This window comes from Streptomyces sp. GQFP (genome assembly GCF_021545335.1).
GTDB lineage: Bacteria > Actinomycetota > Actinomycetes > Streptomycetales > Streptomycetaceae > Streptomyces.
Map to the genome: position 1 here is coordinate 3,449,161 of NZ_CP089312.1, position 15,831 is coordinate 3,464,991.

Genomic DNA, 15,831 nt, shown 5'->3' on the forward strand with positions numbered 1-15,831 from the left:
ACCGATCCCAGCATGCCGAACGGGACCGGCGGCGGTCCACCGATCCCGTTCACCTGAAAGGGGAAAACCCAGGTCAGACGATACGTTCCAGCACAACGGGCGAAGCCGCGAAGTCCGTCCCCGCCGCCCCGATGTCGTACGCACCCTCGACCGCCTGGAGGGCGTACTCGAAGCGCTCCGGGGTGTCCGTGTGGAGGGTCAGCAGGGGCTGGCCCGCCGTGACCGTGTCGCCCGGCTTGGCGTGGAGTTCCACACCCGCGCCCGCCTGCACCGGGTCCTCCTTGCGCGCACGCCCCGCGCCGAGCCGCCAGGCGGCGACGCCGACGCCGTACGCGTCCAGGCGGGTCAGGACGCCCGAGGCCGGGGCCTTGATGACGTGCTGCTCCTTCGACGCGGGGAGGGGGGCGTCCGGGTCGCCGCCCTGGGCCGCGATCATGCGGCGCCAGACGTCCATCGCCGAACCGTCGGCCAGCGCCTTCGCCGGGTCGGCGTCCTTCACACCGGCCGCGTCGAGCATCTCGCGGGCCAGGGCGAGCGTCAGTTCGACCACATCGGCCGGGCCGCCGCCCGCCAGGACCTCGACCGACTCCCGTACCTCCAGCGCGTTGCCCGCCGTCAGGCCGAGCGGTGTCGACATGTCGGTGAGGAGGGCCACCGTCTTGACGCCGTGGTCCGTGCCCAGGCCCACCATCGTGGACGCCAACTCCCTCGCGTCCTCGATCGTCTTCATGAAGGCGCCCGTGCCGACCTTCACGTCCAGGACCAGCGAGCCGGTGCCCTCCGCGATCTTCTTCGACATGATCGACGAGGCGATCAGCGGGATCGCCTCGACCGTGCCCGTCACGTCTCGCAGCGCGTACAGCTTCTTGTCGGCCGGGGCCAGGCCGTCGCCCGCCGCACAGATCACCGCGCCCGTCGTGTCCAGGACGTGCAGCATCTCCTCGTTGGAGAGCAGGGCGCGCCAGCCCGGGATCGACTCCAGCTTGTCCAGCGTGCCGCCCGTGTGGCCGAGGCCCCGGCCCGAGAGCTGGGGTACCGCAGCACCGCACGCCGCCACCAAGGGAGCCAGCGGCAGGGTGATCTTGTCTCCGACCCCGCCCGTGGAGTGCTTGTCGGCCGTCGGGCGGGACAGGGCGTCGAAGTTCATGCGCTCGCCGGACGCGATCATCGCCGCCGTCCAGCGGGCGATCTCGCGGCGGTTCATGCCGTTCAGGAGGATCGCCATGGCGAGCGCGGACATCTGCTCGTCGGCGACCTCGCCGCGCGTGTACGCGTCGATGACCCAGTCGATCTGGTCGTCGCCGAGTTCACCGCGGTCCCGCTTGGTGCGGATGACGGAGATGACGTCCATGGCCATGGCTTGGCTTCCTTCCGGTGGTTCCAGTAGTTCTGAGAACCGGTCGTTCTGCGAAACTGTGCGGCCCCCCGGAGTAGGTACTCGACCAACTCCAGGGGGCCGTACGGGAGTTACTTGGTGAGATGGTCCGGGCCGAAGGCCTGGGGCAGCATCTCCGAGAGGGGCAGGATGCCCGCCGGGGTCTCCAGGAGCAGGGTCGCGCCCCCGAACTCGTACAGCAGCTGTCGGCAGCGGCCGCACGGGACGAGGATGTCGCCCTTGCCGTCGACGCACGTGAAGTGCGTCAGCCGGCCGCCGCCCGTCAGCTGGAGTTCGGAGACCAGGCCGCACTCGGCGCACAGCCCGATGCCGTACGAGGCGTTCTCGACGTTGCAGCCCGAGACCGTACGGCCGTCGTCGACCAGGGCCGCGGCGCCGACCGGGTAGCCGGAGTAGGGGGCGTACGCCCGGGACATCGCGTCCCGCGCCACCGCCCGCAGCTTCTCCCACTCCACCCCGTCGACGCTCACTTGCCCTGCCCCCTGCGATACGGCATGCCGTCCGCCTTGGGCATCCGCAGGCGCTGCGCCGAGAAGGACAGGACCAGCAGGGTCACGATGTACGGCGCCGCCGTCACCAGCTGACGCGGGACCTCGTTCGTGTCGGCGTACCAGAAGAACATCAGCGCCGAGATGACGGCCGTGATCACGGCGGGCACGTACCGCTTCTTCCACACCAGGTAGGCCACGCCGACCACCAGCAGGATCGCCAGAAGCAGGATCAGCGCGTGCACGTTGGTCGTGCCGCCGCGCAGGTTGAGGCTGTCGGTGTAGCCGAACAGGCCCGCGCCGAGGGCGAGTCCGCCCGGCATCCAGTTGCCGAAGATCATCGCGGCGAGACCGATGTAGCCGCGCCCGGCCGTCTGGCCGTCGAGGTACACGTTCGAGGCGACGATCGACAGGAACGCGCCGCCGAGGCCGGCGAAGCCGCCCGAGATGATCACGGCGAGGTACTTGTACTTGTAGACGTTGACGCCGAGCGACTCAGCCGCCACCGGGTTCTCGCCGCAGGAGCGCAGGCGCAGGCCGAAGGCGGTGCGCCACAGGACCCACCAGGTGCCGGGTACGAGGGCCACCGCGATGACCGTCAGCGGGGAGAGGTCGGTGACCAGACCGCCGAGGAGGCCTCCGATGTCGGAGATCAGGAACCAGTGCTTCTGGTTGAGTGTGTCCAGCCCGCTCGACAACCCTGGGATGTCGAAGGTGCCGAGGGAGTCGATCGGCGGGGACTGCTTGGAGGAGCCCCCCTCGGCGTTCTCGAAGGTGAACTTCGAGAGGTAGCGGGCGGTGCCGAGGGCCAGGATGTTGATGGCCACACCGGAGACGATGTGGTTGACGTTGAAGGTGACGGTCGCGATCGCGTGCAGTACGGCACCCAGCGCCCCGCCGATGATGCCGAAGGCGATGCCCACCCACGGGCCCCACTGGTAACCGGCCCAGGCACCGAACCAGGTGCCGAGGATCATCATGCCTTCGAGGCCGATGTTGACGACGCCCGCGCGCTCGGCCCACAGTCCGCCGAGGCCCGCGAGGCCGATCGGGACGGCGAGGCGCAGGGCCGTGGACATCTGGCCGGTGGAGGTGATGCCGTCGGCGCCGGTGATCAGGCGCACGACCGACGTCAGGACCAGCACGCCCGCGATGATCAGCAGGAGTACCGGGAGCGAGATCCGGCGGCTGCCCTTGCCGGGCTGCTGCGCCTGCGGCTTGGCGATGGTCTGGGTGCTCATCGGGCCGCCACCTCCTTCTGGGTGGAGTTGTTGTCGGCGGCGGCCGCTGCCAGTTCGGCGCCGACCTGACGCTGCTGGCGGCGCAGACCCCACTGACGTACGGCCTCGTACGAGATGACGACCGCGAAGACGATCAGGCCCTGCATGATGGTGGCGATCTCCTTCTCGTACGCCACCGGGGTCGCGTAGTCGAGGGCGGGGGACGCCTTGTCGAGGAAGGCCCACAGCAGCGCGGCGAACGCGATGCCGCCGGGGTTGTTGCGGCCGAGGAGGGCGATGCCGATGGCGGTGAAGCCGAGGCCCGCCGGGAAGCTCAGGCTGTAGGTGTGGACCTCGCCGAGCAGCAGCGGCAGGCCGGACATGCCCGCCACACCGCCGGAGATCAGCATCGACATGAGGACCATGCGCTTGGCGTCGACGCCGGAGGCCGCAGCGGCCGACTCGGACTCACCGGTGGCGCGCAGGTCGAAGCCGAAGCGGGTGCGGTTGAGGACGGCCCAGTACAGGATGCCGAGGAGGACGGCGAGGAAGACCAGGCCGTAGATCTCGCCGACGTCCGCGCCGAGGTCGATGCCCGGGAACCAGCCGGACTCCTTCATCACACCGGTCGTGTTGTTGTTGCCGACCTGCACGCCCCAGTTGTCGGAGAGCATCAGCCAGCCGATGAGGCTGGTCGCGATCGCGTTCAGCATGATCGTCGAGACGACCTCGCTCACGCCCCGGGTGACCTTCAGGATGCCCGCGATACCGGCCCAGAAGGCGCCGGTGAGCATGGCGACCAGGAGGAGCAGCGGGATCTGGAGGAAGGACGGGAGCGATACGTTCGCGCCGACCGCGGCCGTCATCATCGCGCCGAGGCGGTACTGGCCGTCGACGCCGATGTTGAACAGGTTCATCCGGAAGCCGAGGGCGACCGCGAGGGCGGCGATGTAGTACATCGACGCCTGGTTGACGATGAGGACCTGGACGTCGGAGAACGACGCCTGCTCCAGCATCAGGGAGTACGGCTCGAACGGGTTGCGGCCCGAGGCGAGCAGCACCACCGAGGTCAGGGCGATCGCCGCGACGAGCGCGATGACCGGCCCGGCCACCGCCAGGAGCAGCCGCTCCTTGTCGAACTTCTTCATCGGGCCTCGTCCTCCCCGGACTCGACGTGCTCCAGGTGGCCGGTCGCGGCACCCGTCATGGCCGAGCCCAGCTCTTCCGGCGTGATACTGGCCGGGTCGGCGTCGGCGACCAGCCTGCCGTTGTAGATGACGCGCAGGGTGTCCGACAGGCCGATCAGCTCGTCCAGGTCGGCGGAGATCAGCAGCACGGCCAGTCCTTCGCGGCGGGCCTCGCGGATCTGGTCCCAGATCTGTGCCTGGGCGCCGACGTCCACACCCCGGGTGGGGTGGGCGGCGATCAGGAAACGCGGCTTGTGGGTCATCTCGCGGCCGACGATCAGCTTCTGCTGGTTGCCGCCGGACAGCGAGGCGGCGGTGACGTCGATGCCGGGTGTGCGGACGTCGTACGCCTCGACGATGCGGCGGGTGTCCTCCTGGGCGCCCTTCGGGTCGAGCCAGAAGCCGCGCTTGCCCTTGCTGTTGGGCTTCTCGGTGACATGGCCGAGGATGCGGTTCTCCCACAGCGGGGCTTCGAGGAGCAGGCCGTGGCGGTGACGGTCCTCGGGGATGTAACCGATGCCGTGCTCGCGGCGCTTGCGGGTGGGCCAGGGGGTGATCTCGTCGCCGGCCAGGGCGATGGTGCCGGAGTCGGCGTTCTTGAGGCCGATGAGGGCTTCGATCAGCTCCGTCTGGCCGTTGCCCTCGACGCCGGCGATACCGAGAACCTCGCCCGCGTGGATGGTGAAGGAGACGTTGTCCACGGCGAGCTTCACCGAGCCGCGCTCCACCTCGGACATCAGCAGGCCGGCCGATGCCTGGTTGCTGAGCTGGATCGTGCCCTTGTCGATGACGGTGAGGTCGCGGACCTCGATCACCGGCCGGTCCGTCACCGTCGACTCCGCGGTCTCCGGCGTCGGCAGTTCGCTGCCCACCATCAGCTCGGCGAGCTGACGGGGGGTCGTCTGGGAGGGGACGGCCGTGCCGACCGTCGTACCGCGCCGGATGACGGTGATCTCGTCGGCGACCGAGAGGACCTCGCCCAGCTTGTGGGAGATGAAGATGACGGCCAGGCCCTCGGACTTGAGTTCGCGCAGGTTCTCGAAGAGGGCGTCGACCTCCTGCGGGACGAGGACGGCGGTCGGCTCGTCGAGGATGAGGGTCCTGGCGCCGCGGTAGAGGACCTTGAGGATCTCGACGCGCTGGCGGTCGGCGACGCCGAGGTTCTCGACGAGGGCGTCCGGGCGGACGTTCAGCCCGTAGCGGTCGGAGATCTCCTTGATCTTCCGGCGGGCGCCGCCGCCGATGCCGTGGAGCTTCTCGCTGCCCAGGACCACGTTCTCCAGGACGGTGAGGTTGTCCGCGAGCATGAAGTGCTGGTGGACCATGCCGATGCCGCGCGCGATGGCGTCGGCCGGCGACGAGAAGGCCACCTGCTCACCGTCGACCTCGATGGTGCCCTCGTCCGGCTTCTGCATGCCGTAGAGGATCTTCATCAGGGTGGACTTGCCGGCCCCGTTCTCACCGACGAGGGCGTGCACGGTGCCCTTCTTGACCGCGAGGTGGATGTCGTGGTTGGCGACCACACCGGGGAACCGCTTGGTGATGCCCGTCAGCTCGACCGCGGTCGTCGACTGAGCGGTGAGCGGAGGGCTGCTGGACGCGTCGATGGCGCACTCTCCTTGGGAAAGGGGCCTCTCTACGCGCGTAGCGCCCCTGCTTTAAATAGTGCCCGGATCCGACCGGGCTTGATCATTTACTGATTGATCCGTACCGATCCGTTCCGAGCATTCTGCCGCGTGAACGGGGCGCGGATTGGCCATCCTCTCCGCGCCCCGTTCCATGGCCGTAACGCTGTTGTTACAGCGCCTCGTGGACCACGCTCAAGCCCCCTGACGTCAGGAGGTCTTGACCTTGATCGAACCGTCCTTGATGCCGGCCTCGGCCTTCTCCAGCGCGGCCTGCAGGGTCGCGTTGTCCTTGAAGACCGGGTTGGAGTCGGCCAGGCCGACACCGCCCGAGGCGAGGTCCGCGCGGACGACACCGGTCTCCGGCTTGCCGTCCTTGACCGACTTGGCCAGGTTGTAGACGGCGCCCGCGACGTCCTTCATGGCCGAGGTCAGGATGGAGTCCTTGTACTTGGCCAGCGCGTCCTGCTTGTACTGGTCCGAGTCGACACCGATCGCCCAGATCTTGTTCGCGGCGGCGGCCTTGATGACGCCCTGGCCGGAGAGACCGGCGGCGGCGTAGATGACGTCCGCCTTGCTGTCGATCATGCCCTCGGCCGCGTTCTCGCCCTTGTCGGGGCTGGCGAAGCCGCCCTCCTGGGCGGTCTCGGTCAGGTACTGCGACTTGACCGTGATGCCCTTCTTGGTGTCCTCGACGCCCTGCTTGAAGCCCGCCTCGAACTTGTGGATAAGCGGGATGTCCACACCGCCGACGAAGCCGACGACGTTCGTCTTGGTGGTGAGGGCGGCCGTGACACCGGCGAGGTAGGAGCCCTGCTCCTCGGTGAAGACCATGTCGGCGACGTTGTCGGCCTTGATCTGCTCGTCGTCGACGACACCGAAGGTCACCTTCGGGAACTTGGCGGCGACCTCCTTGACGGCCGGCGCGTACGCGTAGCCGACGCCGATCACCGGGTTGTAGCCCTGCTTGGCGAGCTGCTCCAGGCGCTGGGCCTTGTCCGCGTCCGACTCGCCGTCCTGCGGCTCGACGGCGGTGCTCTTGTAGCCGAACTCCGCGTCGGCCTTGTCCATGCCGGCGGTCGCGGCGTCGTTGAAGGACTGGTCGCCCTTGCCGCCGACGTCGTAGGCGAGGGCGAGGCCCTTGCCTTCGCTGTCGCTGCTGCTTGAGGAGGAGGACGAGCTGCCACAGCCAGTGGCGATGACGGCGAGGGTGGCGGACGCGATACCCGCAACCGCGATTCGGGACAGCCGGCGCATGGGACGAGACTCCTTTGTGCAAGCGCCCATACCAGGCGCTGGTTCCGCCGCAGCGTAACGCGCGTAGACCAGACGGAAAACCCCAACTGTCCGGTCCGTTATCGAGCTGTGGCCGCAGTCGCGGCCCACATTACGGACAGGAACGCGCGCCTCACGGGAGGCAAGGGGCGTATGTGCAGGAACGATGCCCGGCCGGGTGTATCAAGGGCCGGCGGTACGGCGGCCCGCTGACCGAAGGTTGACCAAAGCCGACGGAAGGCTGACCGAGTACAGACACGGCCAAGCCTGCCCTACGTTCTGACCCATGCCCCCAGAGGCCTCGCCGCCCTTCCCGACCGGTGCGAGGGAACTGTGGGTCGTGCACAGCACGACCGGCCTCTGCGGAACGAGTCCGCTTCTTCCGTACGACGAGCGGCGCCCCGACCGTGAGGCCGGGGCGCCGCTCGTCGTACGGGCCCGGTTGCGCCGACGTCAGGTCACGTCCGCGGAACCGACGGCGTCACTTCGTGTTGACGGTGACCGTGCCGGCGATGATGTCCTGCTTGGCCTTGTCGACCGCGGCCACGACGTCGGTCATCGCCTTGTACTTCGGGTTGGTGTCGGCGAACCCGACGCCGCCCGACTTGAGGTCGCCGCGCTGGACGCCGGACAGCGGCTTGCCCTCGTACACGGACTTGGCCAGGTCGTAGACCGCGCCGCCGACGTTCTTCAGGGCCGAGCCGAGGATGTAGTCCTTGTACTCGGCGAGCGCCTGCTGGCCGTACTGGTCGGAGTCGACGCCGATCGCCCAGACCTTGTTGCTCGCGGCCTCGGAGATCACGCCCTGACCGGACAGGCCGGCCGCGTGGTAGATCACGTCGGCGCCGGCCTCTATCTGCCCGCTGGCCGCACCCTTGCCCTTGTCGGGGCTGGAGAAGCCGCCCTCCTGAGCCGTCTCGGTCAGGTACTGCGACTCGATCTTGATGTTCGGGGTGATGGACTTGGCGCCCTGGACGAAGCCCGCCTCGAACTTGTGGATGAGCGGCATGTCCACACCACCGATGAAGCCGATGTGGTTCTTCTTCGTCGCCTTGGCGGCGGCGACACCGGCCAGGTAGGAGGCCTGCTCCTCGGTGAAGACCATGTCGGCGACGTTCTCCGCGCTGACCTGCTCGTCGTCGATGATGCCGAAGGTGACCTTCGGGAACTTGGCGGCGACCTCCTTGACGGCGGGCGCGTAGATGTAGCCGACGCCGATCACCGGGTTGTAGCCGGCCTGGGCGAGCTGGGTGAGGCGCTGGACCTTGTCCGCGTCGGACTCGCCGTCCTGCGGCTCGATGTCCCGGCCGCCCATCTTGAACTCCGTGGTGGCCTTCTCGAAGCCGGCGTAGGCGGCGTCGTTGAAGGACTGGTCACCCTTGCCGCCGATGTCGTAGGCGAGGCCGATGCCCTTGCCGGTGTACTTGCCGGACTCGTCGTCGGAGGTGCCCGAGCTGGTGCTCGACTCACCGCAGCCGACAGCCGTGAGGGCGATGACCGCGACGGTCACCGCAGCTTGTGAGAACCGAGTCCTCCGAGAAATAAGACGCACAGCAGGCACCCCTTCATCCCCACGGCACCGTCCCCGGCCCGCTTACCCAATACGCCACCTACGGCGGCGATTGCGGCGCACAGTAACGCGCGTAGAAAGGGAGGGGAACGGGGTTTCGAAAGGCCGTTATCGATTCGTGCCGAGGGGGGTTACGTTTGTCCACTCGGGGTTACGCCGGGGTGAAACAAAGGGACGAAGGCGGACGTAAGGGATACGAGGAGGGGTGCCGAGCGGAGCGTCTGTCAGCACCCCCTCCGCGGGCATTCCTACCGCTGTCCGTCGATCAGTGCGGCGGCCGTGAACAGCTCCACGCCCACCGTGATCGCGTGCTCGTCGGCGTCGAAGTCGCCCTGGTGCAGATCGCGCACCCCGCGCTCCCCCGGCCTGCGCACGCCGAGCCGGGCCATCGCGCCGGGCACCTGCTCCAGATACCAGGAGAAGTCCTCGCCGCCGAGGCTCTGTTCGGTGGTCTCGACGGAGTGGGCGCCGCGCCGGGCGGTCATGGCGTCGCGCAACAGCTCGGTGATCACCGGGTCGTTGACGACGGGCGGCACCCCGCGCACGTAGTTGATCTCGGACTTGGCCCGGTGCAGGTTGGCGATCTCGTCGATGGCCGCGTGGACCAGGTCGGGTGCCTGGTGCCAGGCGTCGAGGTCGAGGCAGCGCACGGTCCCGGAGAGTTCGGCGTGCTGCGGGATCACGTTGCAGGCGTGGCCCGACTCGATCCGGCCCCAGGTCACGGCGAGCCCGCTGCGGGCGTCGACGCGCCGGGCGACCAGCGCGGGCACGTCGGTGACGACCCGGGCGGCGGCGGTGACCAGGTCGGTGGTGAGGTGGGGGCGCGCGGTGTGGCCGCCGGCGCCGTCGAGCGAGACCTCCAGGCGGTCGCAGGCCGAGGTGATGGGCCCATGGCGCAGTCCGATGCGCCCGGCGTCGACCTTCGGGTCGCAGTGCACGGCGATGATCCGCCCGACCCCGTCGAGGGCGCCGCACTCGACGGCGTCGGTGGCGCCGCCGGGCAGGATCTCCTCGGCGGGCTGGAAGAGCAGCCGCACCGGCCGTGGCAGCCGGCCCTGCCTGTGCAGTTCGGCGAGTACGAGTCCGGCGCCGAGGACGACGGTCGTGTGGATGTCGTGGCCGCAGGCGTGGGCGCGGTCGGGCACGGTGGAGCGGTACGCGCACTCACTCTTCGTGTCCGGGATGGGCAGGGCGTCGATGTCGGCGCGCAGGGCCAGCATGGGCGGAACGGTTCCGCTGCCCGGCCCCTCGGGGTCGGCACCGATGTCTCCGATGTCACAGATGAGCCCGGTTCCGATGGACAGCACGCGCGGCTTCAGGCCGGCCTTCTCGAGCCGTTCCTTGATCGCGGCGGTGGTACGGAACTCCTGGTTGCCCAGCTCCGGGTGCATGTGCAAGTCACGCCGGAACGCGACGAGTTCGGCGCGCAACGCGTCCGGCAGTGTGCCGGGAAGCGCGGCTTCCCCGGGGAGATCGGCCTCGGACTCTCGGGACATCAATTGGTTCACCCTTTGGAGGGTAGGACGCCCGGGCGGCCAACTGACCCACGATCAACAAAAGTTCAACCCGATAGGGGAAGAAAATCTGACCGCCGGAGGCATGTTCGTGCACTGGAGTGGGTAGACTCGCCCGCCTTTCCGGCTGATTCGGATCATGCGGGCACTTTCCGGGCACCCGTGTCCGTCCACCCCTCTCAACGATGCCACGCGGCCGGTCGCCCCGCCGGTTCTGTCCACCCACCGAAACGACCACGGTCACGGCACATGAACGGCCGAGGGCACACCGCGTGAACACTCGCCCACACTCGCAGCGGCCCGTGGAAACGCCCCCTTCCCCGCACCGGCCCCGGGTAACGTGCACCTCCGTGACCGCCCCGACCCATGACTTCATCCACGCCACCCGCGCGTCCTACGACGCCATGGCCGCCGACTACACAGAGCGATACGCGGACCACCTGGCGGAGCTTCCCCTGGACCGCGCCCTCGTCGCCGCCTTCGCCGAGATGGTGCGGGCCGAGGGCTCCGCGCCCGTCGCGGACGTCGGCTCAGGGCCCGGCTATGTGACCGCGAGACTGCATGCCCTCGGCGTCCCGGTGTTCGGCGTGGACCTGTCCCCGCGCATGGTGGCGCTGGCCCGCCGGGCCCACCCCGAACTCCGGTTCCACGTCGGCTCGATGACGTCCCTGGACCTCCCCGACGAGACCCTCGGCGGAGTCCTGGCCCTCTACTCGATCATCCACGTCCCGGACAGCGATCTGCCCACGGTGTTCACGGAGTTCCACCGGGTCCTGGCCCCCGGCGGCCATGTCCTGCTCGGCTTCCAGGCGGGCACCGACGACGGCCACCTGCACCTCTCGGAACGCTTCGGCCACGAGATGTCGCTGGACTACTGGTTCCGTACGCCGGACCGGGTCGCCGAACTCCTGACCAAGGCGGGCCTGACCGTGCAGGCGCAGACGATCCGGGAGCCGTACGAGGAGGAGACCCGCCAGCGGGCGTTCCTGCTGGCGCGCAAGCCGGTCGAATAGACCCATGCAGACCCGTGCGGACCCGCGCCCGACGGCTCACGCGGTGATGAGGGTCTCCCAGTTGTCCGCCAGGGCCGGACTGGGCTGGGGGATCGGTCCGTGGTCCTCGTCGGCGGGTGCCTCGACGAGGTCGTCGACGGCGTCCTTGACGGCCGCTTCGGGCACGACCGTGTCGGTGGCGGGCAGGGCGTAGCGGACGGTGGGGCCGAGCGGCGAGCCGACGCACGCGAGGTCCGCGTCGTGGTCGACGGGGGTGTAGGAGCTCCAGTCGAGGCGTTTCAGTACGCGCAGTTGTCTGGCCCAGTGCTGGGCGTCGCGCAGTTCGCTGTGCAGCAGGTGCAGCAGGTGCAGACACAGGGCGCCGGTGACGTTGCCGGCGCCGGCGGTGAACTGCCACCAGAACTGGGCGCCTTCCTCCTTGTCGGCGAGGAAGAGGAGGCAGGCGAAGGTGAGGGCGCCGTCGGGTTCGCGCGCGGTGTCGAAGGCCGTGATGTGGAGTGCGGCGTCGTGATCGTGGACGATGCCCCGGCACAGCACCCGAAGGTCCTGTGCGGCCTGTTCGTGCAGAGCGGGGGGCAGTTCGAGGGCCGGGACGGGGGCCGAGAGGAACCGCACCCAGCGCAGCTCGTGCAGTTCGCCGGCGATGCTGTGCCGGGCTGCTTCGAGGTCGGCCTCGCCGTACTCGCCCTGGAAGACGCGGGCACGGCTCAGTGCCTCGTCGATGCTGCGCGGGGTGCGGTTCACGGGCTCATCACTCCTTGTCGTCGGTGTGTTCGTCGAGGTGGTAGCCCATGGCGGTCGCGAGCCGTTGCTTGGCGGTGCGGCGGGTGGAGCGGACGGTCGCTTCGCTGATGCCCATGATCAGGGCGGTGCGCCTGGTGTCGAAGCCGAGCGCGTCCCGGAGGACGAGCACGTCGAACTGTCGTTCGCTCAGCCGCGCCATCCGCGAGTAGAGACCCAGACCTTCTTCGAGTTCGGTCACCTCTCTGTCGTATTCGGCACGGAAGGTGGCGCGGAAGGAGTCGAGCAGGGGTGCGGCGGCGGCCCGTATGGCCCGGGCGAACGCCAGGGTCTCGGTGGTCGTGGCCGGGCTGCGGCCCAGCACGGCCAGTTCACCGGCGACCCGCTGCTTGAGCAGGGCCCAGGCGTAGGGACCGCGGTTGCCGCGCTCCAGCCGGGGCCAGATGACCGCCAGGTAGAGAAAGACGCCGTTGACCAGGCGGCGGGCGGCCTTGTCGTTGCCGAGGTGGATACGGCTGTACTCGTAGTAGGGCTGGTCGTAGCGGGCGTGGAAGTCCCAGAACGAGGCCGGGGTCCGGGCGCCGGGTTGCCGGATCGTATGTCCTGCGGGTTCGGGTGGCGGGCTGGTCATCGGCGGCCTCCCTCGTCGAGGGAGACCTTGGTGGGGGACGGTCCGGACGGGGGCTGCGCGGACCGGGACGGGGGCTGTACGGAGGGGGACCGATGCTCGATCAGGGCGTCGGCCCCGATCCGTACTCCGGCACCGAGGAGGCGCCGCACTAAGAACCACACGTCGGGCGCGAAGGATCGCGCCGCGGCGGCGAGGGCCAGCACGAAGCCGGCTACGTCGTAGTTCACAGTGTTCGTTTTCCTTCTTTCGCGGCGGCGCCCGACCGTTCCGTCCCCCGTTCGGGTCGGGAAGGCACCTGGAGCCTTGTTGCTCCAGGGAACAGACAATCGGATCGCCCCACCGAAATGTGCAGTCCACCCAACTGTCGCTTCTAACGGAAGGTGACCTTCCTTCTACCTACAGATCATCCGACGATTTGCTGACGCATACCACCATGATCCGCCACGCCGTCCGCCAGGCTTCGCCACCCCGACTCAGCTGCCCATCTGTCAAAAAGGGAGATTTCCGACCCTTATTTGCGCGAACACGAACCCACCCGACCGCGAAACGACTGTGATGCACATCACCCACCCGCCTCAGGGACCCCGACCGGCACCATGACCGCATGGCCCGCCTCCGCGACATCGTCATCGACTCGGCCCACCCCGCCGCGCTGGCCCGCTTCTGGGCCGCCGCCCTCGACGGATACGCCGTCGCCCCGTACGACGAGGCGGAACTGGCCCGGCTGCGGGCGCTGGGCATCGACGGCCCGGAGGACGACCCGACGGTGCTGGTGGAGCCGCGTGAGGGAGGTCCCGATCATGGTGCCCCTCAGGGCATCAACTTCTGTGCGGCGGAGGGCGCGTGAAGGGGCTGGCTCTGCACGCGACGAACAGCGGGAGACCAGGTACCGGAGTTACGGAGTACGGGCGTCAGCCCGTCGCCTTCGCTTCCTTGGCCGGGTGGTCCGACTCCGTCGACACCCGTTGTACGTCCCGGGCCGAGCCCGTGACGCCCGACAGGAAGCCCTGGGCCCTCGGCGAGGCGTTCGCCGTCAGCCAGGCCGGGTCGATGTCGCAGACCGCGACCTTGACGTCCGTGCCCGCCAGGGCCAGGGGGAGGGTGTGGACCACCGTGGACGGGAAGCTGAGGATCGTACGGCCGATGGGGCCTCTGCGGGCGATCAGTTCCAGGGGGAGGTCCGGGCGGACCACCTCCAGGCCCGTGCAGGCCGCCAGGTCGTGGAGTTTCTCGGGGCTCTCGCGGCGGTGGGCGAAGTAACGCGTCACGCCGTGGGCCTTGGCCAGGGTGCGGACCGCTTCGCGATAGCGATCGGCGTCGACCACGCCCGTCTCCACCAGTGACGTGCCGACCATGTCGGCGCCCTCGGAGATGTGCGGGGGGCCGAAGCGGGAGCGGGTCCAGGCGAAGTCGTTGGACGTGACCTCGACGCCCTCGGGGGTTTCCTCGATCGGCATCGAGGAGAAGATCTCGACCCGGCGCTTACCGCCCGGGGTCAGCCGGCGGCGGGCCTTCGAGGACACCGGGATGAACAGCAGGTCCCGCGCTCCGGGGCGGCGGGACTTGCGGTGCCAGCGCACCAGGCGTTCACCGCGCGCCAGTTGGGAGACGAACTCCATGGTCGCCGTGCCGTCGTCGACCACGACGAGGTCACGGGCCTTGGTGATGTTGAGAAGTACCTGTACGTAGCGGGAGAACGGGTCTCCCATCACGATTCGCTGCGTCCGGCGCAGCAAGGGCGCCAGGCCGCCGATCGTGCGGAACGGGGCCGACGTACCGGCGCGCGCGTCCTCCCAGCGGACCTCGTGGCCTTCGTCGCGGGCGAGTTCGGCCATGCGGCGCAGCTGGCCCCGGGTCATCGGGTCGACCGGGGACAGGACCACCAGGGTCAGGCCGCCTGCGGCGGGTTCCCGATGGACCGTCGGCCGCCTCTGGCCTCTGCGCCAGCGGCGGGACGCCTGCCCGGGGACGTTGCCCTTTTCGCGGGCGGAAACAGCCGACGCCGGACCGCCGGCCCCCTCCGGGCTGAGCGCATGCGCATGCACATGCGCCCATTCCAGCACGTTCAGGAGCTGGACCGGACTCTCGACGAAGGCGAGAGTTTGGGGGCCGGTGGTACCGGCGCGAGGGCTCATCGACGTACGACCGTCGCTTCCGTGAGTACGGACTGGGGGATCCGCGTGGACGGAGTGGTTACCGGCTGACGCCGGTAAAGCCGCTGAGATGACGCGGGTCAGGCGGTGACCGGCTCACCGGCCGCGGCGGCGATCTCCGCGTCGGCGATGACGCCGGAGACACGGCGCAGCTTCTTCATCGGGCCGATCTCCGACTCGTAGACCTTCTTGACGCCGTCGCCGAGGGACTCCGAGATGATCCGGATGTCACGGACGAGGCGGGTCAGGCCCTGCGGCTCGACGGAGGCGGCCTGGTCGGAGCCCCACATCGCGCGGTCGAGGGTGATGTGACGCTCGACGAAGGTGGCGCCGAGGGCGACCGCCGCGAGGGTGGTCTGGAGGCCGGTCTCGTGGCCGGAGTAACCGATCGGGACGTTCGGGTACTCCTTCTCCAGCGTGTTGATGACGCGGAGGTTGAGCTCCTCGGCCTTCGCCGGGTACGTCGACGTCGCGTGGCAGAGCAGGATGTTGTCGCTGCCCAGCACCTCGACCGCGTGACGGATCTGCTTCGGGGTGGACATACCCGTCGACAGGATGACCGTACGGCCGGTCTTGCGCAGGGCGACGAGCAGCTCGTCGTCCGTCAGGGACGCGGAGGCGACCTTGTGGGCCGGGACGTCGAACTTCTCCAGGAACGCGACGGCCTCGGTGTCCCACGGGGAGGCGAACCAGTCGATGCCGCGCTTCTTGCAGTGCTCGTCGATCTGGCGGTAGTCGTCCTCACCGAACTCCACACGGTGGCGGTAGTCGATGTAGGTCATGCGGCCCCAGGGGGTGTCGCGCTCGATGTCCCACTGGTCGCGCGGGGTGCAGATCTCCGGGGTGCGCTTCTGGAACTTGACCGCGTCGCAGCCGGCTTCGGCGGCCACGTCGATCAGCTTGAAGGCGTTCTCAAGGTCACCGTTGTGGTTGATGCCGATCTCGCCGCAGATGTAGACGGGCTGACCGGGGCCGGCGGTCTTCGAACCGAACGAGCGCAAGCGGGTGGAGGTCATGA

Annotated in this window: 14 protein-coding genes; 2 read left to right on the plus strand and 12 right to left on the minus strand. The window is 69.1% G+C overall.

The window, feature by feature from the left end; all coding sequences use genetic code 11:
* Nucleotides 1–73: 73 nt before the first annotated feature.
* From LUX31_RS15100 to LUX31_RS15135, 8 genes are all read right to left on the minus strand, one after another.
* Nucleotides 74–1,357, minus strand: coding sequence for a thymidine phosphorylase (locus LUX31_RS15100; protein WP_235475313.1), 1,284 nt, complete (start codon nt 1,355–1,357; stop codon nt 74–76).
* Between the two features lie 110 nt (nt 1,358–1,467).
* The gene (locus LUX31_RS15105; protein ID WP_268828156.1) at nt 1,468–1,866 is read right to left on the minus strand and encodes a cytidine deaminase; all 399 of its coding nucleotides are present in this window, start codon (nt 1,864–1,866) and stop codon (nt 1,468–1,470) included.
* The gene (locus tag LUX31_RS15110) at nt 1,863–3,125 is read right to left on the minus strand and encodes an ABC transporter permease (RefSeq protein WP_235475314.1); all 1,263 of its coding nucleotides are present in this window, start codon (nt 3,123–3,125) and stop codon (nt 1,863–1,865) included. Before LUX31_RS15110 ends, LUX31_RS15105 begins: the two co-directional genes overlap by 4 nt.
* A complete protein-coding gene (locus tag LUX31_RS15115; RefSeq protein ID WP_235475315.1) occupies nt 3,122–4,252 on the minus strand; it encodes an ABC transporter permease in 1,131 nt (376 codons plus the stop codon). The genes LUX31_RS15110 and LUX31_RS15115 overlap by 4 nt, the downstream gene beginning before the upstream one ends.
* Nucleotides 4,249–5,898 carry an ABC transporter ATP-binding protein gene (locus LUX31_RS15120; RefSeq protein ID WP_235479926.1) on the minus strand — a complete coding sequence of 550 codons (1,650 nt, stop codon included), beginning with the start codon at nt 5,896–5,898 and terminating at the stop codon, nt 4,249–4,251. Before LUX31_RS15120 ends, LUX31_RS15115 begins: the two co-directional genes overlap by 4 nt.
* A 228-nt stretch (nt 5,899–6,126) precedes the next feature.
* A complete protein-coding gene (locus LUX31_RS15125; protein WP_235475316.1) occupies nt 6,127–7,173 on the minus strand; it encodes a BMP family lipoprotein in 1,047 nt (348 codons plus the stop codon).
* Nucleotides 7,174–7,672: 499 nt separating this feature from the next.
* Complete coding sequence (locus LUX31_RS15130) at nt 7,673–8,701, minus strand: BMP family lipoprotein (protein ID WP_235475317.1); 1,029 nt, start codon at nt 8,699–8,701, stop codon at nt 7,673–7,675.
* Between the two features lie 308 nt (nt 8,702–9,009).
* On the minus strand, nt 9,010–10,257 hold the full coding sequence (locus tag LUX31_RS15135; RefSeq protein ID WP_235475318.1) for a M20 family metallopeptidase: 1,248 nt from the start codon (nt 10,255–10,257) through the stop codon (nt 9,010–9,012).
* Between the two features lie 368 nt (nt 10,258–10,625).
* Here LUX31_RS15135 and LUX31_RS15140 point away from each other — a divergent pair, with 368 nt between their 5' ends.
* Nucleotides 10,626–11,288 carry a class I SAM-dependent DNA methyltransferase gene (locus LUX31_RS15140; RefSeq protein WP_235475319.1) on the plus strand — a complete coding sequence of 221 codons (663 nt, stop codon included), beginning with the start codon at nt 10,626–10,628 and terminating at the stop codon, nt 11,286–11,288.
* 36 nt (nt 11,289–11,324) lie between these two features.
* Here LUX31_RS15140 and LUX31_RS15145 read toward each other — a convergent pair whose 3' ends face one another.
* Both LUX31_RS15145 and LUX31_RS15150 read right to left on the minus strand, forming a co-directional pair.
* The gene (locus tag LUX31_RS15145) at nt 11,325–12,032 is read right to left on the minus strand and encodes a hypothetical protein (protein WP_235475320.1); all 708 of its coding nucleotides are present in this window, start codon (nt 12,030–12,032) and stop codon (nt 11,325–11,327) included.
* Between the two features lie 7 nt (nt 12,033–12,039).
* A complete protein-coding gene (locus LUX31_RS15150) occupies nt 12,040–12,660 on the minus strand; it encodes an RNA polymerase sigma factor (protein WP_235475321.1) in 621 nt (206 codons plus the stop codon).
* Nucleotides 12,661–13,264: 604 nt separating this feature from the next.
* On the opposite strand from LUX31_RS15150, the gene LUX31_RS15155 reads away from it, so the two are divergent.
* The gene (locus LUX31_RS15155) at nt 13,265–13,507 is read left to right on the plus strand and encodes a VOC family protein (RefSeq protein ID WP_235475322.1); all 243 of its coding nucleotides are present in this window, start codon (nt 13,265–13,267) and stop codon (nt 13,505–13,507) included.
* Between the two features lie 64 nt (nt 13,508–13,571).
* On the opposite strand, the gene LUX31_RS15160 is transcribed toward LUX31_RS15155, so the two are convergent.
* Both LUX31_RS15160 and LUX31_RS15165 read right to left on the minus strand, forming a co-directional pair.
* Complete coding sequence (locus LUX31_RS15160) at nt 13,572–14,795, minus strand: hypothetical protein (protein ID WP_235475323.1); 1,224 nt, start codon at nt 14,793–14,795, stop codon at nt 13,572–13,574.
* Nucleotides 14,796–14,893: 98 nt separating this feature from the next.
* Entirely contained in the window at nt 14,894–15,829 is a 936-nt protein-coding gene (locus LUX31_RS15165; RefSeq protein ID WP_235475324.1) for an N-acetylneuraminate synthase family protein, read from the minus strand.
* Between the last annotated feature and the right edge of the window lie 2 nt (nt 15,830–15,831).